Source organism: Terrabacter sp. RAF57, assembly GCF_052113925.1.
In the GTDB taxonomy this organism is placed as follows: Bacteria; Actinomycetota; Actinomycetes; order Actinomycetales; family Dermatophilaceae; genus Terrabacter.
Map to the genome: position 1 here is coordinate 217,761 of NZ_JBFRDT010000001.1, position 22,963 is coordinate 240,723.

The window sequence follows — 22,963 nt, forward strand, 5'->3', positions numbered from 1 at the left end:
CGGTCGCCATCGTGGCGCGGTGTGGGGAAGCCCCCTGCAAGGGGCGGCCGGGCCGGCCGCGCCCGCGGACCCGGGCATACGCACCCTTCGACAGGGTCGGGAGTCGGACGTAGCGTGAAGCAATGACCCACCCCGACACCGGTCGTGCCACCACCCTCGGCGAGCTGCGCGACAGCGGCCACGTCCACCGCAGCGTCAAGAGCGAGATCCGCGAGAACCTCCTGGCCCGGCTGCGCGCGGGCGACGACGCCTTCCCCGGGATGGTGGGCTTCGAGGAGACCGTCCTGCCCGAGCTCGAGACGGCGCTGCTGGCGGGCCACGACCTCGTCCTGCTCGGCGAGCGCGGCCAGGGCAAGACCCGCCTCATGCGCACGCTCTCGGGCCTGCTCGACGAGTGGAGCCCCGTCGTCGAGGGCTGCGAGATCGGCGACGACCCGCACGCGCCGTCGTGCACCCGCTGCCGTCGCCTCGCGGCCGAGCTCGGCGACGACCTGCCCGTCGCGTGGCGCCACCGCAGCGAGCGCTACACGGAGAAGCTCGCGACGCCCGACACGAGCGTCGGTGACCTCGTCGGCGACGTCGACCCCGTCAAGGTCGCGCAGGGCCGCACGCTGGGCGACCCCGAGACGGTGCACTACGGCCTCGTGCCGCGCAGCAACCGTGGCATCTTCGGCCTCAACGAGCTGCCCGACCTCGCCGAGCGCATCCAGGTCGCCCTCTTCAACGTGCTCGAGGAGCGCGACATCCAGATCCGCGGCTACTCCCTGCGGCTGCCCCTCGACATCCTCCTCGTCGCGACGGCCAACCCCGAGGACTACACGAACCGCGGCCGCATCATCACGCCGCTCAAGGACCGCTTCGGCGCCGAGATCCGCACCCACTACCCGACCGAGGTCAGCGACGAGGTCGCCCTCATCGCGCAGGAGTCAGCGCTCGTCGCCGACGTGCCCGAGCACCTCCTCGAGGTCGTCGCCCGCTTCACCCGCGGGCTGCGCGAGTCGTCGGCCGTCGACCAGCGCTCCGGTGTGTCGGCGCGGTTCGCCATCGCGGGGGCCGAGGGCGTGGCCGGCTCCGCGCTGCGCCGCGCCGCCCGCTCCGGGGAGGCGTATGCCGTCGCGCGCGTCTGCGACGTCCCCACCGTCGTGCCCACCCTGCTCGGCAAGGTCGAGTTCGAGATGGGGGAGGAGGGCCGGGAGCGCGATGTGCTGACGCACCTGCTGCGCCTCGCCGTCGCCGAGACCTACCGCTCGCGCCTCGCGGGCCTCGACCTCACCGGCTTCACGAACCTCTTCGCCGAGGGCGCCGTCGTCGAGACCGGGGAGCTCGTGCCGGGCGCCGACCTGCTCGCGCAGGTGGGCCCGGTGCCGGGCCTGTCCAAGGTGCTCGACCGGCTCGGGCACGGCGACGACGCGACCCCCGGGCAGGTCGCTGCCGCAGTCGAGTTCGTGCTCGAGGGACTGCACCTGACGCGCCGCATCGACAAGGACTCCGTCGCCGGCCGCACCGTCTACGGGGCCTAGGTCGTGCCGATGACGCCGCGGGACGGGGACGAGGTGCACGGGCGGTTCCGCTATGCGCCGTGGTCGGGTGGGCCCGACCCGCTCGCGCCGCCCTTCGACGTCCGCTCGGCCCTGGACGAGGTCGGGCACGACGTCCTCGCCGGTGGCTCCCTGCGGGAGGCGCTGCGCGAGCTCATGCGACGGGGCATGGACGGACGTCGCGGCCTCGACGACCTCGCTGACCGCGTACGCCGTCTGCGGGAGGCTGCGCGTCGGCGCGGCGACCTCGGCGGCACCCTCGACCAGGTGCGCGCCATGCTCGACCAGGCGCTCGCCGAGGAGCGCGACACCCTCGCCGGTGAGGACGGTGACGACGCCCGGCTGGCCGAGATGGACCTCGCGACGATCCCCGACGACGTGGCCGGCGCGGTCCGCGCACTCGGGGACTACGCGTGGCACTCGCCCGAGGCGCAGCAGACGTACGAGCAGATCCAGCAGATGCTCCAGCGCGAGGTCGTCGGGGCGCAGTTCGAGGGGCTCAAGCAGGCGTTGTCGGGCAACGACCCCCAGGCGATGCAGGCGGTCAAGGACATGCTCGCCGACCTCAACCAGCTCCTCGCCGCCCACGCCCGTGACGAGGACACCGAGGACCAGTTCCGCGACTTCATGGACAAGCACGGCGACCTCTTCCCGGAGCACCCCGAGAACGTCGACGAGCTCATCGACGCCCTGGCGCGGCGACAGGCCGCGGCAGACCGGCTCATGGCCTCGCTGACCCCCGAGCAGCGCGAGCAGCTCGGCCAGCTCATGTCCGACGCCCTCGGCGACCCCGACCTCGCGTCGCAGATGGCGCAGCTCTCCGACAACCTGCGCGCCCTGCGGCCCGGTCTCGACCGGCGCAGCCCCGTGCAGCCGGGTCAGGGCGGCGAGCCGATGGGCTACGGGGAGGCTGTCGGGGCGGTCGCCGAGCTCGCCGATCTCGAGCAGCTCGGCGAGCAGCTCGGTCAGGGCTACTTCGGCGCGACTCTCGACGACGTCGACGTCGAGCGGCTCGAGCAGTACCTCGGCGCCGACGCCGCCCGTGACATGGAGGCCCTCCGCCAGCTCGAGCGCGAGCTCGAACGCCAGGGCTACGTCTCCCGCGGGGACGACGGCCTGCGACTCACCCCGCGTGCCGTGCGACGCCTCGGCGAGACCGCGCTCAAGCGGGTCTTCGACCGCGTCGAGGCGACCGGCCGCGGCGACCACGACGACCGCGCGGCGGGTCAGGCCGACGAGCCGACCGGGCTCACCCGTCAGTGGGAGTTCGGCGACGAGCTGCCCATCGACACGGTGCGCACCGTGTCGAACGCCTTGCAGCGCAACGCGGCCCGACGGAGCACCGCCTCGGGCGGTGGGGTGGAGCTGCTCGTCGACGACTTCGAGGTGGCAGAGACGGAGCGGCGCTCGGTGGCGGCGGTCGCGCTGTGCGTCGACATGTCGTTCTCGATGATGCAGGAGGGTCGGTGGGGGCCGATGAAGCAGACGGCGCTCGCGCTCTCGCACCTCGTGCAGACCCGCTTCCGGCACGATGCGCTGCAGATCATCGGCTTCAACCTCGCGGCCCGCAAGCTCACGCCGACGGAGCTCACTGAGGCCGAGCCGGAGTGGGTGCAGGGCACCAACCTCCAGCACGCGCTCATGCTCGCCTCGCGGCACCTGCGGCGGCACCCGGACGCGGAGCCGGTCGTCCTCGTCGTCACCGACGGTGAGCCGACGGCGCACATCGAGGTGGACGGGCGCCCGGCCTTCCACTGGCCGGCGACGCAGGAGACCGTGCGCGCGACCGTGGCGCAGGTCGACGAGCTGCGGCGCTCGGGGGCCCAGCTCAACATCTTCATGCTCGGCGACGACCCGGGGCTGGCGCGCTTCGTCGACGCCGTGGCCCGGCGGGCGGGTGGGCGCGTCTTCACGCCCGACATCTCGCGGCTCGGGGAGTACGTCGTCGCCGACTACCTCCGCACCCGCCGGGGCCGCCGCTGAGCGCTGGGCCGCACGGGTGGACGAGCACCTCGCAGACAGGAGAGCACCATGGGCAAGGTCGTGTCGTCGGCATCGATGTCGCTGGACGGGTTCGTCGCCGGTCCGGACGACGAGGTCGGTCCGCTCTTCGACTGGTACGAGGCCGGCGATGTGCCGTGGGAGTCGGCCGGCGGTGACATGACCTTCCACCTGACCCGGACCGATGCGGACTACTGGCGGTCGTGGGCCGGCAGCCTCGGCGCGCTCGTCGTCGGCCGGCGCCTCTTCGACATCACGGACGGGTGGAAGGGCACGCATCCGCTCGGGGTCCCGGTCGTCGTGCTCACCCACGAGCCGCCCGAAGGCTGGGGCTATCCCGGCGGGACCGTCGAGTTCGTGACGGGGGGCGTCCACGACGCGGTGGCCCGGGCGCGCGAGGTCGCGGGTGACTCCGCCGTGGGTGTCGCGGCCGGTGAGATCGCGAGCCAGTGCCTCGCCGAGGGCCTGCTCGACGAGGTGGCGATCGACCTCGTGCCGTGCTTCCTGGGCGTCGGGCGTCCGTACTTCACCGAAGCCGCCGGCCAGGTCGTGCTCGGCGACCCGACCACGGTCGTCGAGGGTGAGCGGGTCACGCACCTCGTCTACCCGGTGCGCCGCTGACGCCGTAAACCGGTCGCTCGCGCGTGCCGCGGACTGTCATGGTGGCGCCATGGGGCGAGCTCACGACGCGCGGCTGGACCGCATCGAGGCGTACTACGACTGCGTCCCGCGCGCCGTCGCCCGCGCCATGGAGGTCGGGCCCGTCACCCTCTTCGTCGCCGAGGAGGGCACGGGGTGGCAGTTCTACGCGCGCCCCCGGCTGGGTGGCCGGGGCGCCTTCAGCGCCGATGACGTATGCCGTGTGCTCGAGACCCAGCGCGAGCTCGAGGTGCCGCGGGCCGTCGAGTGGGTCGACGAGGTCACGCCGTCGTTGCTGCCTGCGGTGCGTGCGGCCGGCCACGAGCCGCACCGCTACCCGCTGCTCGTCATGCCGTCGGACGTCCCGGTGGCGGCGGACCCACGGGCCCGGGCGCTGAACCCGGCCGAGCCGCACCTGTCGCTGGCCATGGGCGCGGTGTCGGCGGGCTTCGCCGGGCGCGACGAGGTGGAGCCGAAGGACCCGGGCAAGCGACCCGAGCTCATGGAGCGCGGAGACCTCCTCGTCGTGGCCTCGTTCGAGGGCAACCGCCTCTGCGGCGCCGGGTCGGCCGCTCCGCGTGGTGACGTCGCCGAGCTCATGGGCATCGCCGTGCCCCCGGGTCACCGAGGCCGCGGTCACGGTACGGCGATCACGAGCACCCTCGTGGCGGCCTGCCGCGAGCAGGGCGTCGAGATCGTCTTCCTGTCGGCCGGATCGGACGCGGCTGCCGACATCTACCGCCGGGTCGGCTTCGTCGACGTCGGGACCGCCTGCATCCTCGAGCTCGACGACTGAGGCACCAGCTGCATCATCACGCGCTCCCTACGTCACTGCTCCGCTGGTGGAGCTCCGACGTGGGGCGCCGGGCCGGGTGACCGCGGCGTCCTCCCGACACCGGTCGACGCGCGGTCAGACCTTGGCGGGGCGGAAACCGGCCGCCTCGGCGTCGGCCATCGTTGCGAAGCACTGCTCAGGCTTCGTCTTGGTGTAGTACCGGTCGCCCGGCTCGTGGGCGATCATCGAGTTCTCGTTGCCCTTGACCGGGCGCGACTGCGGGCAGGGGTACGTGTCGCCGGGCAGGGGCCAGGCCCCGGTGAACCCGCTGCCGCCCGTGGTGCCGTTGGAGGTGCCGGCACCGGGTTCGGCACAGGCGGCCTTGGGGCTTGCCGCGTCGGCGCGGACGTAGGCCGCCTCCCGGGTGTGCGAGCCGTAGCCGTCGCGCGAGTCGTAGCGGGCGACGGCATACCCCTGCTTGACGAGGCGCAGGCCCGCGTCGACGCCGTTCACGTCGACGTACCGCAGCAGTCGGCCATAGCGGTCGACGTCGTCCCGGGCACCCGCGGTGAGGGTGACGCGCTGGCCCCCGATGATGTCGCGCAGCGCGTTGCGGGCCTCGGTGAAGCCGCACTCGCCGGTCTCGGGGGTGTCGATGCCGATGAAGCGGATCTTGCGGGATATCCCCGAGCGCGAGACCCAGATCGTGTCCCCGTCGACGACCTTCGTGACGGCCCACGTGGCGGCAGACGCCGAGGCCTTCGCCGCTGCGGCGGCCCGAGCCTGGTCGGCTGCGACCCTGGCCGCGGCGGCGCGAGCGGCGGCAGCCTTGGCATCCGCGGCCTTCTTCGCCGCAGCAGCCTGGTCCGCAGCAGCTTGGTCCGCAGCAACTTGGTCCGCAGCAGCCTGGTCTGCGGCAGCCTGGTCTGCGGCCGCCTGGTCGGCGGCGCGTCGCGCTGCGTCCCCGTCGGTCGCCACGCTCGGCGCCGGCGTGCTCGTCACGGTCACGACGGGCGAGGCACCCGCGCCCGTGGGCGCGATCTCGTCCGAGCCTCGTGCGGCGTTGCCGCCGATCGCCGCGAGCGCGACGAGAGCCGCGACCGTGACGACTCCCTTGGTCCTGCGACTGCGCATCGTGCTCCCTGATCCCCTGGTGATCGGCTCACCGTAGGTGATCGGCACCGCCCTGTCCGGCGAATGGACCATGGTCGCCGGGCCCCCAGTGGGTCACACTGGCGAGGGACGACGCAGCAGCCATGAAGGGCACGAGGGGGACCGATGAGCGAGCCGGAGACCACGCCCGACACCACGCCCGACACCACGACCGACGCCACGCCCGACGCGGGGGCCACGGGCGCACCGACGACCGTCGACGCCTACGTCGACGGGTTCCCTGACGGGCCCCGGCAGGTGCTCGAGCAGGTCCATGCCGCGCTCCGGCGGGCGGTGCCCGGCGGCGAGGAGAAGATCCGCTACGGCATGCCGGCCATCATGTTCGCCGACCGCTACGGCATCCACTTCGCGGGGTGGAAGAAGCACGTCGGGCTCTACCCGGTGGGCGAGCTCGACCCCGATCTCGAGGCCGAGATCGCGCCGCACCGGGCGGCCAAGGACACGGTGCAGTTCTTCTACAAGGACCCGGTGCCCTACGACCTCATCGAGCGGGTCGCCCGGGCGCTCGCGGAGCGCCACCGGGCGTGAGTGTCGCGGCGGCGCTCAGTCGGTGACGGTGACGCCGCGCCAGAAGGCGACGCGGTCCTTGATCTCGGCTGCGGCGCTCTTGGGCGTCGGGTAGTACCAGGCGGCGTCGCGGTTGGTGTCTCCGTCGACGGCGATCGAGAAGTACGACGCCTCGCCCTTCCACGGGCACGTCGTCTGCGTGCTGCTGTCGACGAGCACGCTGTCGTCGACGGACTCGCGCGGGAAGTAGTGGTTGCCCTCGACGACGACGGTGTCGTCGCTCTCGGCGATGACCTTGCCGTTCCAGATCGCACGCACGCTGAGCTCCTCATCGGTCGGGCCCCGGTTGGGCCGTCCTCAGCGACAACTCCCGGAGCGGCGGATTCCTTCCGAACGTTGGACAGCCTCGGCGGCCGCGAGGCTCAGCCGCGGCGGGCGAGGAGGAAGGCCTGGGGCGTCTTCTCGTGGTCCTGCGGGACCCGCTCGGTGCGAACGGTGACGCGGAAGCCGGCGTCGGCCAGCTGTGCGGCGACGCCGTCCGGGTCGTGGCGGTGGGCCTCGAAGGTGACCGCGTGGCCGTAGGCCTGCTCGTGCCGCACCGAGAAGCCGCCGGCCTGGAAGGCGAGCAGCAGCAGGCCGTTCGCCCGGATGACCCGGTGGAGCTCGACGAAGACCTCGGGGAGCAGCTCAGGGGGCGTGTGGATGATCGAGTACCACGCGACCACCCCCGTGACCGAGGCGTGGGGGAGGTCGAGCGCGGCGAGGCTCCCGGTGCAGAAGTCGAGGTCGGGGTGCCGCCGCTGCGCTTCGGCGACCATGCCCGGCGAGAGGTCGATGCCGCTGACATCGAGTCCGAGGGTCCCGAGGTGGCCGGTGATGCGACCCGGTCCGCAGCCGACGTCGACGACCGGGCCGCCGCCCTCGAGGCCGACGAGCTCCGCGAAGTGCCCGAGCAGCGCCCGGTCGAGCGGGCTGCGCGCGAGCTCGCCCTCGAGAAGGCTCGCGTAGTCGACGGCGACCGTGTCGTAGGCGGCTCGCGTCTCGGTGACGTGGCTCGGCTCGCTGGTGTGGCTCGGCTCGGTGACGTGGCTCGGCTCGGTGGGGCGGCTCGGCTCGGTGGGGTGGCTCGGCTCGGTGGGGTGGGCTTCCGTCACGCCTCGGCCCTGATGAGCCCGAGGGCGTGCGCGACGACGGCGTTGGCGTGGCCGTGCCCCAGGCCGTGCTCGGTCTTGAGCCAGGCGACGAGCTCGCCGTGCCTGACCGTGCCGGCGGCGTGCTGCTCGCGGACGAGGCCGATCCAGTGCTCGATCGGCTGACCGTAGGTCTTCTCGATCGACGGGAAGTAGGACGCCGGGCCCTTGGGAGCGGGGCTGGCGGGGTTGCCGGTCGTGGGCTGCGTGGTCATGGCTCCTCCTGAGGTGGTCGTCATGCCACCACGTCGAACGGCGCCCTCGCATCTCGACACTCCGGCGACATCCGCCCGCGCGGCAGGGGCGACCATGGTCGCCTAGGCGGTGCGGGCGGCGGCGAGGTCAGCGACCGCGGGCTCGGCGACCGCTGGCTCGGCGACCGCGGGCTCGGCGGGTGCCGGAGCGTTGCGGCCGTGGGCGGCATGGCGGGCGAAGTCGGTCACGACCTGCGCCGCCTTGCGCCGCGACGGCATGAAGCGCAGGAAGAAGGTCAGCCGCAGCACCCACGCCACCCAGCCGGTGAAGGGGATGCCGTAGAGCTCGGAGATCGAGCGGCCGACCCCGAAGGAGGCCGCCTGGCCGAGGCCGCGGTATGCGAACGGCCGGGTCGGGCGACCACGCAGCGTCCGCGCGAGGTTGCGGCCGACGTGCTCGCCGCCCTTGATCGCCCACAGCGCGTTCGCCGGGACGGGTTCGCCGGTCGTGGGGTGGACGACGCACGCCGCATCGCCGGCAGCCCAGACCCCGTCGACGACGGAGAGGTCGGGGCGCGTCACGAGCCGGCCGCGCGGGTCGCGGTGGGCGTCGAGCCCCGGGACGTGCACGGGGCGCTGTCCGATGGTCGCGATGACGGTGGTCGCCGGGAGGCTCGTCCCGTCGGAGAGGTATGCGTGGTCCTCCGTCACCGAGGCGAGGCGCACTCCCAGCCGGACCCGGACACCGAGACGCCTCAGCTCCTGCTCGGCACGGCGGGCCAGTCGGGGCTGCTCGGCACGCAGCTCGGGGAGGATCGCGTCGCCGGAGTGGACGAGCTCGACGCGAACGCGCGCCCCGCCGAGGTCGGCGACGGCCGCCGCCATCTCGACCCCGGCCATCCCGCCTCCGGCGACGACGACCGTGTGACGGCGGAGGCCACGGTGCGCCGCCGCCTCTCGGACCCGCTCGGTGAGGGCCGCGATGTCGCCGGGCGCTCGCAGGGTGAAGCCGTGCTCGGCCAGGCCGGGCACCGCGGTCGCGGGCTCGCGGCCCCCGGTGCCGACGACGAGGGCGTCGTAGTCGAGGACGCGCTCGTGGTGCGAGTCGGAGTCGGAGTCCGAGCCCGAGTCCGAGCCCGAGTCCGAGTCGTGCTGCGGGTCGACGTGCCGCCCCGCCTCGTCGTCGGCGAGCACGTAGCGCACGACCCGCCGGTCGGCCTCGATCGCCGTCGCGCGGCCGAGGACGACGTGCGCGTGCGGCATCGCGTCGACGAGCGGCGTGCGCGTCCGGTCGTAGGGCAGCAGGCCCGCGAGCACCTCCCCGGTGAAGCCGTGGAAGCTGTGGGCGTCGTCCGTGCTGATGACGACGACCTGGACGTCGCCGGCGCGGACGGCACGTCCGGCGTGACGCATGAGGCCGGCATACGCGTGGAGGGTGACGTAGCCGCCGCCGAGAAGGACGACGCGGTGGCGGGCGTGGTGGCCACCGCGCACGAGCGTCGTCACGACGCCACCGCCAGCGTGGAGACCGTGGTGGTGGCGGTGCGGCCGATGGTGACGGAGCGGCCGAAGCTCGTCGGCTCCGCGGCCCGGAAGCCGAGGTGGGCGAGGCCGGCGGCCATGCCACGGGTCCGGTCGACGAGCTCGAGCGTGGGCACCCCGATGGAGAAGTGGCCCCGGTGGCCGGTCAGGGCGAGGAGAGCGGTCTCGGCGAAGCAGGCGTAGGAGCGGCCGTCGGGCAGGCCGATGTTGCCGCCGACGAGGCGCAGGCTCGGGATGTCGACGACTCCGCCGTCGACGACGAGCACGTCGGGCCGCTCGTCGACGAGGGTCGGCGAGGTGTTGCGCGGCTGGGTCGCGTCGAGCACGACCGCGCCGGGCGCGAGGTGCCGCGCCTCGAGGAGGGCGTCGGCGGAGGCGGTGAGCAGGATGACGAGGTCAGCCGTCGCGACGGCGTCCATCGTCGTGGCGGTCGTCGTCGGGACCTGGCGGCCGACGTCGGTGGCGAGCGCGTCGAGCCGGCCCGTCGACCGGGCGACGAGGGTGAGCCGGGCGGCGGCGCGGTCGCGGGCGAGCAGCCGGGTCACGGCCCCGCCGACGCTGCCGGTGGCCCCGACGATGGCGACGTGCGGGTCGGCCGCGTGGTCGACGGCGTCGCGCAGCAGGCGGCGGGCCTGGTCGTCGACGATCGCGGCGGTGAAGGCGTTGCCGTTCGTCACGCCGATGTCGGTGCGGCCGCGGAGCGAGACCCCGCCCGCGGTCACCGTGGCGGTCAGGGCGCCGAGCCCCACGACGTCGCAGCCGAGGGCGCGGGCCTTGTCGACCGCACGGTGAACGCGGGCCCGGCCTTCGCTGGGGGAGGTGAGCAGGTGGCGCGCCCCGAAGGGCACGAGCACGACGTGACCGACGTGCGCGCCGCCGATGTGGATGCCGGCCATGGAGATCGGGCGCAGCGGCAGCCGGCGCAGGGCGGTGTCGTAGACGGGGTCCGGCACGCGGCCGAGCGGCGACCAGACGCGGGCGAGATCGGCGCCGAGGCGGGCCCGCGGGTGAACGGTGAAGGCGAACGTGCTGCTCACGAGGTGCTCCTGAGGGGTCTGCGTATGCCGTGTGGCGCGGGGCGCCGCCGTTGCAGGAGAGGAGGAGCGGGCGGAGGGGGTGATACCTCGGAGAGCGGGTTGGACGGCATACGCCATCGGAATTGGGTATGCGTGCCTAGGCTGCGGTCATGGCGACGTCGCGCACAGGGAAATGGTCGATCGCGTCGCGGGACTCGTTCCTGTCGATCGGGTCGACGGGGTCGGTGCTCTCGATCGGGAGCGTGGGGTCGGTGCTCTCGATCGGCAGCGTCGGGTCGTTCGCGTCGTTCCTGTCGGTCGGGTCGTCGATGAGCATGGCGTCGCTGCTGTCGAACATGTCGCGCCTGTCCGTGCTCTCACACCAGTGCGACGGGTCGATCCTCTCGGCGCAGTCGCAGCGGGCGGTGCGCGGCTACCGCGTCAGCGGGACCCTGGGTCGGCGCCGCGCCTACGAGACCGGTGCGGCAGGGCGGTAGACGAGCCAGAGGGCTCCGCCGGGGGTGGGAGTCGCGCTGACGAGGGTGAGGCGCTGCAGCTCGGGCAGGCCGTCGAAGAGGCGGCGACCCTCGGGGTCGAGGACCGGCGCGACGGCGAGATGCAGCTCGTCGACGAGTCCCTCGGCCAGGAGTGACTGCGCGAGCTGAATGCTGCCGTGGACGCCGATGTTGTTGCCGGGCAAGGCTTTCAGGTCGCGGACGATGTCGGCGAGCGGTCCCTGGACGGCTTCGGCGTCGCCCCACTGCGTGGTGAGCGGGGTGGAGGTGACGACGTATTTCGTGACGCCGTTGATGAAGTCGGCGAACGGCTGCTCGTCGGAGGTCGGCCAGTAGCGGGACCACTCGTCATACATGTGGCGGCCGAGGAGCACGGCGTCCTGCTGCCCGATGAGCGCGGTCTCACGCTCGATGAGGACGTCGTCGAAGGTCGGCGGCTGCGGCTTGTCGGGGTCGACGTCGGGTGGGAAGCAGCGTGTGGGGTCGTCGACGGAGCCGTCGAGGGAGGTGATGACGTAGGCGACGATCCCGCGCACGGTGCTCTCCTGGAGGTCAGTGTGGTGCTGGGTCTAGGGCGCGGCGGGGCCGCTGAGCGTGAGCCCGAGCCACGTCGCGAGGTCGGCGATCTCGCGGTCGACGGCGGACCGGATGGCCTTGGTGAAGCGGACGTCCTCGTGGACGGCGTTGACGACGAGGGTGCCGGCCTTGCGATCGGCCTGGGCGTCGAGCTTCCCGACGAGACGGTCGTGGTGGAGGATCGGGAGCGCGAAGTAGCCCCAGCGCCGTTGGCCCTTGGGCTTGTACATCTCGAGGATGTACTCGAACCCCCAGAGCTGCTCGGCGCGGACCCGGTCGTGGATGAGCCGGTCGAACGGGCTGAGCAGCGCGGTCCGGCCCGTGAAGGTGTCGGCGACGTCGAGGTATGCCGGGTCGACGCGCCACGTGCCCGGCACGCCGTCGACCTCGGCGGGCTCACCGGCGTTGCCGACGTAGCTGCCCTCGCCGGGCATGACGGTGCCGGTGGCGCGGGCGATGCCGAGGGCGGCGAGGCGTCGCTCGTTGCGGTGGTCGATGGCCTGCTCGAGCGTGAGCCTCGGCAGGTCGGGCGGGTAGACGCGCTCGGGGAGGTCGAAGTAGCGCTGTCGGCCCTTGCGTCCGGAGATGGCCACCTCGCCGCGCAGCGCCAGGGCCTCGAGCATCTTCGTGACGTTGCGGTTGTTCGTCCAGCCGGTCGAGGGCCAGGGGACGACGCTCGTGTCGGGGATGTCGCGGGAGAGGAGCGGGCCGTCGGCCTCGAGCGTGGCGAGGACGTCGCGGCGGAAGGAGTCGTTGGCCTCGAGCCAGGTGGCCATGAAGGGGTAGGGCTCGGCCTCGCGCACCTCGGCGATGACGGCGGGGATGTCCGTCGGGCTGCGCACGTAGGCGACGGTCTCGACGAGGGTGCGGTCGTGCTCGACGGTCTTCGTCAGGTCGGCGGGGTCGTAGGTGCGGCCGAGCCGGCTCCACAGGACGAGGTCGGCGCTCGGCGCGATGGCCGCGGTGGGGTCGATCTGGAGGAAGGTCAGGCGCTCGACGGTCTGCACGAGATCGGTCGGGCGCGGCAGGTCGAGCAGCTGCGCGTGCACCGCGATGCGACGGGCGCGCTCGACCGTGAGCCGGTGGACCACCATGCCCGAGACGCTAGCCGAGCGCGGGGACAGGGCGACGGATCTGCGGCCAGGCATCCTCGGCAGGCATCCTCGGTCAGGCATCCTCGGTCAGGCATCCTCAGCCACGCATCCGCGGCAGCGCCGGGACGGTCGCTCACGGCATACAGGATCGGTGTGGTCGCGACCCGCGCGCGACTACTGTGGCGGCATGGCAGGTCAGGTGCAAGCGCCCTTCTGGGCCAAGGTGATCGCGACCTTCACCGGGTGCGCGTCGATCGGGGCGCTCGCCGGGCTCATGGGCGGCGCGCTGACCCAGGACGTCGGCCGCGGGCTCGTCGTCGGCATCGTCGTCAGTCTGCTTGTCGCGCTGGCCCTCGTGCTCCTCAGGCCGGACCGCATCCGCGGCGAGTGACTGCTGCCTCGACCGCGCGGTGGTCAGGCCCGGTCGCGCCCTGAGGGTGCCACCACGTGCGCCGCCCGCCCCAGCCGGAGCCCGGGCACGAGCGCGGGGACGCGGGCGGCATACGCGTCGTAGTCCGCCCCGAACGTGCGGCGGAGGTCGCGCTCCTCGAAGGTGATCCCGACGGCGATGTAGCCGGTCGCGGCGACGGCGAAGAGGAGGTGGGGCGCGCTCATCCGGGGGGTCGCCCAGAACGCGAGCACCATCCCGGTCATCAACGGATGCCGCACGATCGCGTGGAGCCCGCCGACCTGCAGCGCCGTGGGTCCGTCGTCGGACAGGGTCGTCCGGGCACCCCAGCCCGCCTGCCGGAGCCCGATCAGCTCGAGGTGGTCGACGGCGAAGGTCGCCGCGATCGCGAGGGCCCAGCCCGCCGCGCACAGCGACCAGAGGGCGTATGCCGCCAGCCCCTCGACGTGCCAGACGACCTGGTCCCACGGTTGCCACAGCGCCAGCAGGAGGGCGAGGCACACGTCGGTGGCGAGCACGTAGGTGGTGCGCTCGAGCTCGGCCGGGACCCGGCGCCGGAGCCAGGCCTTCGCCGGGCGGCGCGCCATCACCGAGTGCTGGAGGGCGAAGAGCAGCAGGAGGGCGAGGTCGACGGCCACGGCCCAGCCGGTGCTCGTGCGTGTCGGACCGTCGACGGTGCGGGGGAGCAGCGCGCCGGCGAGGAAGGCCATCGTCCACGCGGTGATGGCGACGAAGCCGCACCAGGCGGCGGCAGAGACGGCGAGGGGCACGATGCGTCGGGTCATCTCCTCATGGTGTCCACCGACAGTCAGCGGCACAGCCGTGGAACTACCCCACTTCTCGTGGGTCTCTTCCTACGGGGTGCGCGCGACGTACCAGGCGGCCACCTGCGCTCGGGAGCTGAACCCGAGGCGCACGCGGATCCGCTCGAGGTGCGACTCGGCAGACCGCTCGGTGATGCCGAGCCGATCGGCGATCTGGCGGTTCGTCAGCCCCTCGGCGACCAGTGCTGCGACCTCCGTCTGGCGCGTCGTCAGCCCGGTCGGCACGGCCCGGCGCAACGTCGGCAGGCCGAGGAAGCGCCGCACCTCGTCGACGACCGACTGCGTGTCGCCGATGGCCGGGAGGTGCGAGCGGCCCTCGAGCTCGACGAGCCCGGCGCCCGGGATCGCCTGTGCGAGAGTGCGTCCCCCGGCTATCGGTGCCGCTCGATCGCCGCGCCGGTGCAGCACGAGGGTGGGCGCGCGCACCTGCGCGAGGAGCGGGCTGACGTCGAGCTCGTAGGCGAGCTGCAGCAGCGCGACCGCCGTCTCGGCCGAGGAGGCGGCGCGTTGGTAGCGAGCGAGCGTGCGCCTCGTGCCCGCGTCCGCGTCGGGGGCGAAGACGTCGGTGAGCAGGTCCGACCCGAGTCCCCAGTGGGTGGCGAGCAGGCCGAGCACGTGCTGCCGGCTGTCGTCGTCGCCGATGGAGCTGCCGGTGGGCCATCCGCCGTAGAGCACGAGCCGCGACACGGTCTCGGGCCGCTCGGCGGCCCACTGCACGGCCGTCGCCGCGCCGAGCGACCAGCCCAGCAGGTCGAACCTCTCGGCGCCGACGGCCTTGGCCACGGCGCCGATCGTCGCGACCTCGACATCCATGGTGCGGGGACCGTCGTAGGCGTCGGAGAGGCCGCAGCCGGGGCGGTCGTAGCGCACGAGCGTGCGTCCGGACGACAGTGCCTCGTGGAACATCCGCTCGGCCGGGATGGCCCACCCCATCTCGAGGTGGCTCAGCCATCCGGGGGCGACGACGAGGAACGGACCACTGCCGGTGACGGCATACGCGACCCTCGTCCCGTCCGTCAGGGGCGCCGTCCCCAGGCGCTGCGCAGCCACGCTCTCCAGTGAACCGCACCGGGGCGCCGGCCGGACCCGGGTGTCTCAGCCGGCGTCGGTCGGCATGGTCAGGCCCTCGCGCTCGTCGTCCCACGCGGCGGCGCTGATCCGCCACCCGTCGGCGGTGCGGACGAACTGGATCGTCTTCATCCCGCGCCCGGTGAACGGCTCGCCCTCCTGCGTGCCCGCCTTGGCGTAGCTGCCGAACCAGTGCGCGATGTCGCCGAAGACCTCGACGCGCCCCGCGGCGGGCCACTCGCGGAAGTCGGTGAGCGAGCCACCGGTCAGCAGGGCCTCACGCGGGGCGATGAACTCCTCGACACCCATGACCGCGGGCTCCATCCCGCACGTGCGCACGATGACGGCCTGCGGGAGCAGCAGCCCGCGCAGCAGGCTCATCCGCTCGGCGCAGCCGGGTCCCGAGACGAACGCCCCGAAGAACGCGTCGACCATCCCCTGGATCGCGGCGTGGTCGGTGGTCTCGTCTGCCGTCGGGTCTGTCGTCACGGCCCACACGCTAGCCGCGCCGCGTCGACCGATGGCGTGTGCCGTGTGGCGTGGGCCCGTAGCCGCCCGGCCGATGCTGGGGGCCTGGCATCGTCAGTCCTCGAAGGCGCCCCAGCAGATGGCGTTCCGGCGGACCTGGTCGTCGAGGACGAGTGCGCGGACCTGGGCGCCGAGCTGGTCTCGCTGCCAGTCACGCTCGAGCCGTCCGGCGTCGACCTCGTGGGGGTGTGCAGCGCGAGCGGCCTTGATCGCGTACGCGGAGGCGCCCAGGTCGTGCTCGGCCACGTGGCCCACGCAGGCTGCCTGGCCGGCAGCGTATGCCGCAAACCGGGCCGCTCCCTGCAGCGGTCGGGCGGCCCCCATCGCAAGCCCACCGCGGGCTCGCGCATCCATCATCCTCATCTCGCCGCGGGCCCACGCCCGAGCGGCATGGATGGCGTCCCGAGGGCGAGTGTCCGACGACGCCTCCGCCTCGAAGAGATGCAGCACGTGCTCGGCGCACGTGGCGGCCCACAGCGACAGCAGCCGGTGATCCGCGTCGGTGAGCAGTCCGCCACGGCGGATCGTCACGAGGCGCGCGTCGCGCACCTTCGGCAGGATCATGCAGCCAGCCTGCCAGTGCCCGTTTGGACGCGTCACCCCCACCGATGGCGTATGCCGGGTGCCCGGGTCTGCGTGGACGTGACCTCACGACGCCTTGCGGGTGAAGGTGAAGTGCGTGACACCGGTCGGGGAGGCGACGGTCTCGACGTCGAAGGCCTCCTCGACGCCCTCGAGACCGTCCCAGAGGCGGACGCCGCGGCCGAGCACGATCGGGACCTGGACGAGGTGCATGTGGTCGACGAGCCCGGCGGCGAGGAAGTCACGGACGACGGTGGCACCGCCACCGATCCGGATGTCCTGGCCGTCGGCGGCCGCGCGGGCCGTCTCGAGCGCCTCGGCCGGGGTGGCCTCGAGGAAGTGGAAGACGTTGCCGCCCTCCATCTCGAGGGAGGGCCGGGCGTGGTGGGTGAGGACGAAGACGGGCGTGTGGAACGGCGGGTTGGGGCCCCACCACCCCTTCCAGTCCGGGTCGTCGTGCCAGCCGGGCGGGCCGAACTTGTTGGCGCCCATGATCTCGGCGCCGATGCCGGGGCCGTGGCGCTCGGCGTAGGCGTGGTCGACCCCATCGGTGCCGTTCGGGTCCCAGTACTGGGTGCGCATCATCCAGGTGTGGAGCTTCTGGCCGGCGTGCCCGAAGGGGGTCTCGAGCGACTGCGGCTCGCCGGTGGCGAACCCGTCGAGGGAGATCGAGAAGTTGTGGATCCGGGTGCGTGACATCGATGTCCTCCGTGATGGTCCAGTCGCTCTCCGGTCGTCGCCGCGAGGCAGGTGCTCGGCGACCCGCCCGACTCTAGTGCTGGGTGACGACACCGTCGGCGATGGTGGAGGGGGATCCGGCTGGGCGCTTCCGAAGAATTCTCGAGACGTGTGTCGAGGACCTGCCCACCCGGTCGACGTACGAGTACGAAGGACACCACAGCAACCAGGAGGAGTGATCGACATGCCGCGTTTCATGGGGTTCGTGAGGATGGAAGAGGGGATCGGGACGCCGCCGCAGGCGCTGTTCGACGCGATGGACGTCCACATCGGCGAGCGGGCCGCCGCGGGCGTGTTCCTCGACGGCGGCGGGTTGTACGGGACGGAGGACGCCGTGAACTTCGTCGTCAGCCAGGGCGAGATCACCCAGCACGACGGACCGTACGCCGAGTCCAAGGAGGTCATCGGCGGGTGGTCGATCCTGCAGTACGACACCGTCGAGGAGGCCGTGGCCGACCAGCGGAAGTTCGCCGAGCTGCACGCCGAGCACTGGCCCGAGGTCACGGTGATCTCGACCCTGCGCCAGATCTCCGACGGCCCGGACGCGCCTGGCGACTGACGCAGGACGCATCGGCGAGCGACGGTGGCCGACTTCGGCACTTGGCCACCGTCGTCCGCCGCTCTGGCCCAGACTTGCGCCATGGGTGATCCACTGGACGAGACGAGCGAGGCGTCGGAAGGCGGGCTCGCGACGGTGACGGTCACGCCGGTGCTCGTCGCCGAGCTGCTCGCCGACGGCGAACGGATGCCGGTCTACGTGCACGTCGTCGACCATCCCGACGCGCGCGTGCTGGTCGACACCGGCATGACGCAGCTGCACCCTGCGGTCGACGACATGGATCCTCGGCTGACTCCACTGAGCGAGCAGGCCGGCTTCGACGTGGCCGGCATCGACGTCGTGGTCAACACCCATCTGCACTTCGACCACTGCGGTGGCAACCACCTCTTCGCCGGCAAGCCGGTGTACGTCCAGAGGGCGGAGCTGGATGACGCGCGGACCCAGGACGACTACACGATCCGCGAGTGGGTCGAGGCGCCGGGAGTGCACTACGAGACCGTCGACGGCACGCTCGAGCTGCTGCCCGGAGTCCGGCTCGTGTCGACGCCCGGCCACACGCGAGGCTCGCAGGTCGTCGTCGTCCAGACGGGCGGTCGCTCCGTCGTCATCGCCGGTGACACGGCGGTCTTCTTCGACGAGCTCGACCATCCGCGCACCGAGGGCCAGCGGCTGATCCGGGCACTCGCCCCCGACGAGGTCTGGCTCTCGCACCAGCACGAGCCCTGGCGTCCCGCGGCAGCCGGCCACCCCGTCGGCCGCCGATGACAGGATGGCCGCATGTCCGACGAGCAGGCGCCGGAGGAGCTGGCCGGTGAGCCGGTGATCTCGTTCGCCACGGCCTCCGACTGCGAGGCCTGGTTCGACGAGCACCACCTCGACCGCCGCGGCTTCTGGCTCAAGATCGGCAAGGCGGGGGCGGCCGAGACGGTCACCTACGTCGAGGCGCTCGACGTCGCCCTCTGTCACGGCTGGATCGACGGGCAGAAGCGGGGCTACGACGAGACCTACTGGTTGCAGAGGTTCACCCCGCGCGGACCGCGGAGCACGTGGTCCCAGATCAACCGGGACAAGGCCGAGGCGCTGATCACGGCCGGCCGCATGCGCCCGGCAGGGCAGGCGAAGGTCGACGCAGCGAAGGCGGACGGTCGGTGGGCGGCAGCGTATGCCGGTCAGAAGAGCGCGACCGTCCCCGACGACCTGGCGGTCGCGCTCGCTGCCGACCCGGAGGCCAAGGCGTTCTTCGAGACACTCACGGGAGCCAACCGCTACGCGATCCTCTACCGCATCGGCGACGCCAAGAAGCCGGAGACCCGGGCCGCGCGCATCGCCACGTTCGTCGAGATGTGCCGTCACCACGAGACCCTCCACTGACTCGCTGACCGACGTCGCAGCTGGGGCGCCGGCTCCCTTGTCTCCCCTGCCGGAGTGTGGTTGCGTGGCGAGACCGTCCCCGCCGCTCGGCGAGGCACCACGACGAGGTGGTAACGATGGGCTCGACGTACGACTACGTGATCGTGGGGGCGGGCTCGGCGGGCGCCGTGGTCGCTGCCCGGCTGAGCGAGGACCCGGCTGTCACGGTGTGCCTGCTCGAGGCCGGCGGTCCGCCCCCGCCCGCCGAGCTCGTGCCAGCGGCGGTCGCGAGCCTGCAGAACGACCCCGCGACCGACTGGATGTACAACGGCGACCCCGGTGGAGTCGGAAGGGGCCTCGTCGGCGGCCAGATGATGGTGCCGCGCGGGAAGATGCTCGGCGGCTCGTCCGGCCTCAACTACATGGCATACGTGCGAGGGCACCCCGGCGACTTCGACTCGTGGGGCGCCGGCGGCGCGGAGGGCTGGTCCTACGACGAGGTCCTGCCCTACTTCCGCAAGGCCGAGGGCTTCGTGCACAGTCCCGAGCTGCACTCCGACCTCGACGTGCACGGCCACCACGGACCGCTGGGTGTGTCGGTACGCCAGCCGATCCTCCGCGCCTCGAACCAGTTCGTCGAGGCCGCGGGCGTCACGGGCCTGAAGCAGGGTGACTACAACGGTCGCGACCGCCTCGAACCCCAGGGGGTGGCCTCGCTCTTCCAGACGACGACGAAGGACGGCCGGCGCAGCTCGACCTTCCACGCCTACCTCGAGCCGGCGATGGACCGGCCGAACCTCACCGTGGTCACCGGCGCGCTCGTCGAGCGGATCCTCATCGAGGCGGACGGGGACGGGGCCCGCGCCACCGGGGTCGCCTACCGCACCGGGGACGGCACCCTCGAGGAGGTGGCCGCGGGCGCCGAGGTGGTGCTGTGCGCGGGCGCCATCGGGTCGCCGCACCTCCTGCTCCTCTCGGGGGTCGGAGCCCGCGACGAGCTCGCCACCGTCGGGGTGGACTGCCTCGTCGACCTCCCGGACGTGGGGCGTCACCTCAAGGACCACCTCCACACGCCCTTGATGTTCGCCGCCGACGGCATCGGCGAGACGATGACCGAGGTCGCCATGTCCCTCGGCCCGGACGCGCTCCGGGCGCCGGCTGGTCCGCTCCCGGCCGACCCGGCCGACGATGTCGACCTCCCCGAGCCCCTGGCCGCTGCCAAGGCCGAAGCCGAGCGCCGCATCGGCGAGTGGTTCACGACCGGCCGCGGCATCGCGTCATCCTCGCTCTACGACGCCGTCGCGTTCTTCTCGACCGGGCTGGGCGACGAGCACACCCATGACGCGCAGATCGGCTTCCTCGCGACCGGGTACACACCGGCGATCTGGGAGGGCGTCTTCCGACTCCCGCCGTCCGCGTTCTTCGAGGACCCGGAGTCCTTCCTCGACCCGACGCACGGCCAGGTGGTCGTCCTGCCCAATCCGGTGCAACCCCACTCGGAGGGTTCGGTGACGCTGGCCAGCGCCGACCCAGCGGTCCCACCGCGCATCGCGTTCAACTACTTCGGCGACCCGCACGACGTGTTGGTCATGGTCGCCGTGATGCGCAGAGCCCTCGAGATCGCGAAGGCGTGGCCCGGCGGGGGCCTCGGTGAGCCGGTCATCCCGCCGCACCTGGCGAAGGCCCATGGCCACGAGGTCGGATCCGAACCGAGCGACGCGTTGCTGGAGGACCTGGCCCGCCACTACGCGCTGACCGTCTACCACGCGACGTCGACCTGCCGGATCGGTGAGGTCGTCGACCCGCGGCTGCGGGTGCACGGCATCGGGGCCCTGCGTGTGGCCGATGCGAGCGTGATGCCGAACGTCGTCAGCGGCAACACCAACGCCGCGACCATCATGATCGGCGAGAAGGCCGCCGAGCTGATCGCCACGGACCACGGCGTCCACCTCCACGAGCTGGTCGGCTGACGACCCGGCCGGCTCGACGGAGCCACGGACGATCCCGATCCATCGCAGCCAGCTCCTCCGGGGTGATCGCTGGTCGATCGACCCAGCAGGGGCAACTGGGTCGTGGTCCCGCCGTGATCGGGCGTCAGCTCTCGTGGTCCTCGCGCCGCCGCTTCATCCCGAGTCGCGTTGCTCCGGTGATGACCCGTGCCACGAGGCCCAGGAAGACGAGACCGAGCAGCATCTGCAGCGTTGCCACGAGGCGCGCGGTCTGCGACACGGGTGAGATGTCCCCGTAACCGACGGTCGCGAACGTCGTCACCGTGTAGTAGAGAGCATCGAGCCGTGTCATCGGCTGGGTGTAGCTGCCGGGATCGACGTTGTCGATGACGTAGTGCGAGCTGGCGAACACGATGAGGAACAGCGGACCCGTCGTCGCGAGGGCTTCCACCGTCCGGAGCAGGGGAAATGGCGAACGAACGATTCCGCGGGTCTGGAAGGCGAGCGTCACGACGACGATGACCAACCCGGAGACGAAGATCGTGATCGACCGCGCGTCCGACGACCCGGTGAGCGGGATGCGGAAGTAGACGACGACGGCCACGACCAGCGACAGGGTGACCCGGAGCAGCGCCACGACGACCACTCGACGCGGGGGCGCGATCAGGACCGCTGTCACTCGTGGCGCGGGGTCTTCAGCGTGCTGCGGCGAGGATCCGACCATCACCTCAGACCCCTTCACGCGCTTCGATCCGGCCCGAGCTGATGGCGTCCAGAAAGGCCTCGTAGTCGTGGTCGTTCTGGACGGCGTAGTGTTCCGCGAACTCGGCGACCGCCTTGTCGAACCGCCGCTTGCGGCCGAGGTAGGCCGCGATGGCGACGGGGTCGCCCGTCCGTGCGTGTGCGCGGGCCAGGGTCCAGCCGCAGATCTGGGCGTAGAAGGTCATGCCGGCCGGGATCATCGCCTCGACGACCGCCGCCCCCTTCATGTCTCTGAGCTGGCGCCAGTAGTAGAAGCGGTCCGTCTCGATGCCCGCGGACCAACCGAGGAAGATGTCTGACGCCGACTGGAGCAGGTGCTGGCCCTCGACGACGCGCTGGCCCGAGTCGGCGTACGCGCTTCTGGGCAGGTGCGCCTCGAGGACGGACCGGGTCGCCTCCTTCACCTGGAGGAACAGGGGGTCTCTCTCGTCGCGACCCTCCAGCAGCGCCACGAAGGCCCGGGTCCCCACGGAGCCGACGCCGACGACCTTGCGGGCGACGTCGACGATCGTGTAGCGGTCGAGCAGGCGCCGCTGGCTGTCGCTCAGCGTCACGCTGTAGCGCGCGAAGAACTGCCTGATGATGTCCTCGACGTCGGCGGCGTCCAGCTCGTAGTACTTCTCGAGCTCGCGGCGCGGGATGAGCACGGGTGGCTGGCTGACGATGCGCTGCTTTCCGTCGACGACCTCGGTGAGCTTGGCCAGCGCCTGCAGGTTGGTCCGGCGGTGTGCCTTCCGCAGCAGGGCCTCGCCCGACTTGATCGACGCACCCGCGTGTTTGGCCGAGGCGTGCTGGTGGCCCTTGCTGTCCTTGTCCAGGGCCACCAGGCTCCGGCGGGCCTGCTTCATCCCTGCTCGCAGCTCGGCTTCGGACAGGCGGGCATACCAGACGTCCAGCGTGTTCTGCTGTGCGAACTCCGCCATCGCCTCCCGGTAGGACCTGCCCACGGTCAGGCAGATCTCGCGGACGTCCGAGGGCTCGAACTGGTTGTGGCGCGCCGCGATGACGAAGCTGGCGGCCAACCGCCAGACGTCGAACTCGAACGGGCCGGGCAGCGTCTCGTCGAAGTCGTTGAGGTCGAAGAGCAGCTGCCGTTCCGGCGATGCGTAGACCCCGAAGTTCGACAGGTGGGCGTCGCCACACAGCTGCACATCGAGCCTTGCGGTCCGCCTGGTGGCCAGGTCGGCGGCCATGATCGCGGCCGAGCCGCGGTAGAAGGTGAACGCGGACACCATCATCCGGCCGTGCCGGACCGGAACGAGGTCAGGTTCTCGGGTCGCGTTCTGGGCCTCGAGCAGGCCCACCGGGTCGGGCCGTCCCGGCGGTGGTTGCCAGCCGGCCTGCGCCTCGAGCGGCACGCGGTGCCGCGCCTCCCTGCCGAGGGCCCGTCGCTCGGCAGCGCTCAGGTGCGATGGGGTCCCTGTAACGGTCATG

General features: G+C 72.4%; 27 protein-coding genes. 11 read left to right on the top strand and 16 right to left on the bottom strand.

Annotated elements, in window-relative coordinates; all coding sequences use genetic code 11:
- Positions 1 to 122: 122 nt before the first annotated feature.
- From AB4Y83_RS01005 to AB4Y83_RS01020, 4 genes are read left to right on the top strand one after another with little or no spacing between them, the layout of a single operon-like run.
- Positions 123 to 1,520 carry a sigma 54-interacting transcriptional regulator gene (locus AB4Y83_RS01005; protein ID WP_442295752.1) on the top strand — a complete coding sequence of 466 codons (1,398 nt, stop codon included), beginning with the start codon at positions 123 to 125 and terminating at the stop codon, positions 1,518 to 1,520.
- 9 nt (positions 1,521 to 1,529) lie between these two features.
- Positions 1,530 to 3,521 (top strand): vWA domain-containing protein, encoded by a 1,992-nt coding sequence (locus tag AB4Y83_RS01010; RefSeq protein WP_442274570.1) that lies wholly within the window; start codon positions 1,530 to 1,532, stop codon positions 3,519 to 3,521.
- A gap of 48 nt (positions 3,522 to 3,569) precedes the next feature.
- Positions 3,570 to 4,160 carry a dihydrofolate reductase family protein gene (locus AB4Y83_RS01015; protein WP_442295753.1) on the top strand — a complete coding sequence of 197 codons (591 nt, stop codon included), beginning with the start codon at positions 3,570 to 3,572 and terminating at the stop codon, positions 4,158 to 4,160.
- Between the two features lie 49 nt (positions 4,161 to 4,209).
- Positions 4,210 to 4,974, top strand: a complete 765-nt coding sequence (locus AB4Y83_RS01020) for a GNAT family N-acetyltransferase (RefSeq protein WP_442295754.1) — start codon at positions 4,210 to 4,212, stop codon at positions 4,972 to 4,974.
- Between the two features lie 114 nt (positions 4,975 to 5,088).
- On the opposite strand, the gene AB4Y83_RS01025 is transcribed toward AB4Y83_RS01020, so the two are convergent.
- Positions 5,089 to 6,087, bottom strand: a complete 999-nt coding sequence (locus AB4Y83_RS01025) for a thermonuclease family protein (protein WP_442295755.1) — start codon at positions 6,085 to 6,087, stop codon at positions 5,089 to 5,091.
- A 144-nt stretch (positions 6,088 to 6,231) separates the two neighbouring features.
- Here AB4Y83_RS01025 and AB4Y83_RS01030 point away from each other — a divergent pair, with 144 nt between their 5' ends.
- Positions 6,232 to 6,654, top strand: a complete 423-nt coding sequence (locus AB4Y83_RS01030) for an iron chaperone (protein ID WP_442295756.1) — start codon at positions 6,232 to 6,234, stop codon at positions 6,652 to 6,654.
- 15 nt (positions 6,655 to 6,669) lie between these two features.
- On the opposite strand, the gene AB4Y83_RS01035 is transcribed toward AB4Y83_RS01030, so the two are convergent.
- The 6 genes from AB4Y83_RS01035 to AB4Y83_RS01060 all read right to left on the bottom strand — a co-directional run bounded on the left by AB4Y83_RS01035 (position 6,670) and on the right by AB4Y83_RS01060 (position 10,933).
- On the bottom strand, positions 6,670 to 6,951 hold the full coding sequence (locus tag AB4Y83_RS01035; RefSeq protein WP_442295757.1) for a DUF427 domain-containing protein: 282 nt from the start codon (positions 6,949 to 6,951) through the stop codon (positions 6,670 to 6,672).
- A gap of 104 nt (positions 6,952 to 7,055) precedes the next feature.
- Positions 7,056 to 7,787 carry a class I SAM-dependent DNA methyltransferase gene (locus AB4Y83_RS01040; RefSeq protein ID WP_442295758.1) on the bottom strand — a complete coding sequence of 244 codons (732 nt, stop codon included), beginning with the start codon at positions 7,785 to 7,787 and terminating at the stop codon, positions 7,056 to 7,058.
- Complete coding sequence (locus tag AB4Y83_RS01045) at positions 7,784 to 8,038, bottom strand: DUF4287 domain-containing protein (RefSeq protein WP_442274577.1); 255 nt, start codon at positions 8,036 to 8,038, stop codon at positions 7,784 to 7,786. The genes AB4Y83_RS01040 and AB4Y83_RS01045 overlap by 4 nt, the downstream gene beginning before the upstream one ends.
- Positions 8,039 to 8,140: 102 nt before the next feature.
- A complete protein-coding gene (locus AB4Y83_RS01050; RefSeq protein ID WP_442295759.1) occupies positions 8,141 to 9,523 on the bottom strand; it encodes an NAD(P)/FAD-dependent oxidoreductase in 1,383 nt (460 codons plus the stop codon).
- Positions 9,520 to 10,596 carry a semialdehyde dehydrogenase gene (locus tag AB4Y83_RS01055; RefSeq protein ID WP_442295760.1) on the bottom strand — a complete coding sequence of 359 codons (1,077 nt, stop codon included), beginning with the start codon at positions 10,594 to 10,596 and terminating at the stop codon, positions 9,520 to 9,522. Before AB4Y83_RS01055 ends, AB4Y83_RS01050 begins: the two co-directional genes overlap by 4 nt.
- A gap of 136 nt (positions 10,597 to 10,732) precedes the next feature.
- Positions 10,733 to 10,933, bottom strand: a complete 201-nt coding sequence (locus AB4Y83_RS01060; protein ID WP_056779437.1) for a hypothetical protein — start codon at positions 10,931 to 10,933, stop codon at positions 10,733 to 10,735.
- Here AB4Y83_RS01060 and AB4Y83_RS01065 point away from each other — a divergent pair.
- Positions 10,932 to 11,072 carry a hypothetical protein gene (locus AB4Y83_RS01065; protein WP_442295761.1) on the top strand — a complete coding sequence of 47 codons (141 nt, stop codon included), beginning with the start codon at positions 10,932 to 10,934 and terminating at the stop codon, positions 11,070 to 11,072. The genes AB4Y83_RS01060 and AB4Y83_RS01065 overlap by 2 nt on opposite strands.
- Here the strand turns inward: AB4Y83_RS01065 and AB4Y83_RS01070 are convergent.
- Together AB4Y83_RS01070 and AB4Y83_RS01075 are read right to left on the bottom strand one after the other, a co-directional pair.
- Positions 11,045 to 11,626: a dihydrofolate reductase family protein gene (locus AB4Y83_RS01070; RefSeq protein ID WP_442295762.1), complete on the bottom strand. Its 582-nt coding sequence runs from the start codon at positions 11,624 to 11,626 to the stop codon at positions 11,045 to 11,047. The genes AB4Y83_RS01065 and AB4Y83_RS01070 overlap by 28 nt on opposite strands.
- 33 nt (positions 11,627 to 11,659) lie before the next feature.
- Positions 11,660 to 12,760 carry a DNA glycosylase AlkZ-like family protein gene (locus tag AB4Y83_RS01075; RefSeq protein ID WP_442295763.1) on the bottom strand — a complete coding sequence of 367 codons (1,101 nt, stop codon included), beginning with the start codon at positions 12,758 to 12,760 and terminating at the stop codon, positions 11,660 to 11,662.
- A 187-nt stretch (positions 12,761 to 12,947) separates the two neighbouring features.
- On the opposite strand from AB4Y83_RS01075, the gene AB4Y83_RS01080 reads away from it, so the two are divergent.
- The gene (locus AB4Y83_RS01080; protein WP_442295764.1) at positions 12,948 to 13,151 is read left to right on the top strand and encodes a hypothetical protein; all 204 of its coding nucleotides are present in this window, start codon (positions 12,948 to 12,950) and stop codon (positions 13,149 to 13,151) included.
- A gap of 23 nt (positions 13,152 to 13,174) precedes the next feature.
- On the opposite strand, the gene AB4Y83_RS01085 is transcribed toward AB4Y83_RS01080, so the two are convergent.
- From AB4Y83_RS01085 to AB4Y83_RS01105, 5 genes are all read right to left on the bottom strand, one after another.
- A complete protein-coding gene (locus AB4Y83_RS01085; RefSeq protein WP_442295765.1) occupies positions 13,175 to 13,954 on the bottom strand; it encodes a methyltransferase family protein in 780 nt (259 codons plus the stop codon).
- A gap of 69 nt (positions 13,955 to 14,023) precedes the next feature.
- Complete coding sequence (locus AB4Y83_RS01090) at positions 14,024 to 15,043, bottom strand: alpha/beta fold hydrolase (RefSeq protein ID WP_442295766.1); 1,020 nt, start codon at positions 15,041 to 15,043, stop codon at positions 14,024 to 14,026.
- 45 nt (positions 15,044 to 15,088) lie between these two features.
- Positions 15,089 to 15,550, bottom strand: a complete 462-nt coding sequence (locus AB4Y83_RS01095; protein ID WP_442295767.1) for a DUF4440 domain-containing protein — start codon at positions 15,548 to 15,550, stop codon at positions 15,089 to 15,091.
- 93 nt (positions 15,551 to 15,643) lie between these two features.
- Positions 15,644 to 16,153 (bottom strand): putative immunity protein, encoded by a 510-nt coding sequence (locus AB4Y83_RS01100; protein ID WP_442295768.1) that lies wholly within the window; start codon positions 16,151 to 16,153, stop codon positions 15,644 to 15,646.
- A gap of 84 nt (positions 16,154 to 16,237) precedes the next feature.
- Entirely contained in the window at positions 16,238 to 16,870 is a 633-nt protein-coding gene (locus AB4Y83_RS01105) for a dihydrofolate reductase family protein (protein ID WP_442295769.1), read from the bottom strand.
- Positions 16,871 to 17,120: 250 nt separating this feature from the next.
- On the opposite strand from AB4Y83_RS01105, the gene AB4Y83_RS01110 reads away from it, so the two are divergent.
- The 4 genes from AB4Y83_RS01110 to AB4Y83_RS01125 all read left to right on the top strand — a co-directional run bounded on the left by AB4Y83_RS01110 (position 17,121) and on the right by AB4Y83_RS01125 (position 20,788).
- Positions 17,121 to 17,468 carry a YciI family protein gene (locus AB4Y83_RS01110; protein WP_442274588.1) on the top strand — a complete coding sequence of 116 codons (348 nt, stop codon included), beginning with the start codon at positions 17,121 to 17,123 and terminating at the stop codon, positions 17,466 to 17,468.
- Between the two features lie 81 nt (positions 17,469 to 17,549).
- On the top strand, positions 17,550 to 18,233 hold the full coding sequence (locus tag AB4Y83_RS01115; protein ID WP_442295770.1) for an N-acyl homoserine lactonase family protein: 684 nt from the start codon (positions 17,550 to 17,552) through the stop codon (positions 18,231 to 18,233).
- A 12-nt stretch (positions 18,234 to 18,245) separates the two neighbouring features.
- Positions 18,246 to 18,839, top strand: a complete 594-nt coding sequence (locus AB4Y83_RS01120; RefSeq protein WP_442295771.1) for a YdeI/OmpD-associated family protein — start codon at positions 18,246 to 18,248, stop codon at positions 18,837 to 18,839.
- A gap of 116 nt (positions 18,840 to 18,955) precedes the next feature.
- Positions 18,956 to 20,788 carry a GMC family oxidoreductase gene (locus AB4Y83_RS01125; protein ID WP_442295772.1) on the top strand — a complete coding sequence of 611 codons (1,833 nt, stop codon included), beginning with the start codon at positions 18,956 to 18,958 and terminating at the stop codon, positions 20,786 to 20,788.
- 124 nt (positions 20,789 to 20,912) lie between these two features.
- On the opposite strand, the gene AB4Y83_RS01130 is transcribed toward AB4Y83_RS01125, so the two are convergent.
- Both AB4Y83_RS01130 and AB4Y83_RS01135 read right to left on the bottom strand, forming a co-directional pair.
- Positions 20,913 to 21,404 (bottom strand): potassium channel family protein, encoded by a 492-nt coding sequence (locus tag AB4Y83_RS01130; protein WP_442274592.1) that lies wholly within the window; start codon positions 21,402 to 21,404, stop codon positions 20,913 to 20,915.
- A gap of 91 nt (positions 21,405 to 21,495) precedes the next feature.
- On the bottom strand, positions 21,496 to 22,962 hold the full coding sequence (locus AB4Y83_RS01135; protein WP_442274593.1) for a DUF2252 domain-containing protein: 1,467 nt from the start codon (positions 22,960 to 22,962) through the stop codon (positions 21,496 to 21,498).
- Position 22,963 lies beyond the last annotated feature (1 nt).

What these genes read in the sequence shown, in the direction of transcription:
- AB4Y83_RS01135 (WP_442274593.1), bottom strand. Translation starts at nt 22,962, where the DNA reads ATGACCGTTACAGGGACCCCATCGCACCTGAGCGCTGCCGAGCGACGG.
- AB4Y83_RS01085 (WP_442295765.1), bottom strand. Translation starts at nt 13,954, where the DNA reads ATGACCCGACGCATCGTGCCCCTCGCCGTCTCTGCCGCCGCCTGGTGC.
- AB4Y83_RS01020 (WP_442295754.1), top strand. Translation starts at nt 4,210, where the DNA reads ATGGGGCGAGCTCACGACGCGCGGCTGGACCGCATCGAGGCGTACTAC.
- AB4Y83_RS01025 (WP_442295755.1), bottom strand. Translation starts at nt 6,087, where the DNA reads ATGCGCAGTCGCAGGACCAAGGGAGTCGTCACGGTCGCGGCTCTCGTC.
- AB4Y83_RS01075 (WP_442295763.1), bottom strand. Translation starts at nt 12,760, where the DNA reads ATGGTGGTCCACCGGCTCACGGTCGAGCGCGCCCGTCGCATCGCGGTG.
- AB4Y83_RS01010 (WP_442274570.1), top strand. Translation starts at nt 1,530, where the DNA reads ATGACGCCGCGGGACGGGGACGAGGTGCACGGGCGGTTCCGCTATGCG.
- AB4Y83_RS01015 (WP_442295753.1), top strand. Translation starts at nt 3,570, where the DNA reads ATGGGCAAGGTCGTGTCGTCGGCATCGATGTCGCTGGACGGGTTCGTC.
- AB4Y83_RS01080 (WP_442295764.1), top strand. Translation starts at nt 12,948, where the DNA reads ATGGCAGGTCAGGTGCAAGCGCCCTTCTGGGCCAAGGTGATCGCGACC.
- AB4Y83_RS01065 (WP_442295761.1), top strand. Translation starts at nt 10,932, where the DNA reads ATGTCGCGCCTGTCCGTGCTCTCACACCAGTGCGACGGGTCGATCCTC.
- AB4Y83_RS01125 (WP_442295772.1), top strand. Translation starts at nt 18,956, where the DNA reads ATGGGCTCGACGTACGACTACGTGATCGTGGGGGCGGGCTCGGCGGGC.
- AB4Y83_RS01120 (WP_442295771.1), top strand. Translation starts at nt 18,246, where the DNA reads ATGTCCGACGAGCAGGCGCCGGAGGAGCTGGCCGGTGAGCCGGTGATC.
- AB4Y83_RS01105 (WP_442295769.1), bottom strand. Translation starts at nt 16,870, where the DNA reads ATGTCACGCACCCGGATCCACAACTTCTCGATCTCCCTCGACGGGTTC.
- AB4Y83_RS01100 (WP_442295768.1), bottom strand. Translation starts at nt 16,153, where the DNA reads ATGATCCTGCCGAAGGTGCGCGACGCGCGCCTCGTGACGATCCGCCGT.
- AB4Y83_RS01060 (WP_056779437.1), bottom strand. Translation starts at nt 10,933, where the DNA reads ATGTTCGACAGCAGCGACGCCATGCTCATCGACGACCCGACCGACAGG.
- AB4Y83_RS01005 (WP_442295752.1), top strand. Translation starts at nt 123, where the DNA reads ATGACCCACCCCGACACCGGTCGTGCCACCACCCTCGGCGAGCTGCGC.
- AB4Y83_RS01110 (WP_442274588.1), top strand. Translation starts at nt 17,121, where the DNA reads ATGGAAGAGGGGATCGGGACGCCGCCGCAGGCGCTGTTCGACGCGATG.
- AB4Y83_RS01115 (WP_442295770.1), top strand. Translation starts at nt 17,550, where the DNA reads ATGGGTGATCCACTGGACGAGACGAGCGAGGCGTCGGAAGGCGGGCTC.
- AB4Y83_RS01030 (WP_442295756.1), top strand. Translation starts at nt 6,232, where the DNA reads ATGAGCGAGCCGGAGACCACGCCCGACACCACGCCCGACACCACGACC.
- AB4Y83_RS01045 (WP_442274577.1), bottom strand. Translation starts at nt 8,038, where the DNA reads ATGACCACGCAGCCCACGACCGGCAACCCCGCCAGCCCCGCTCCCAAG.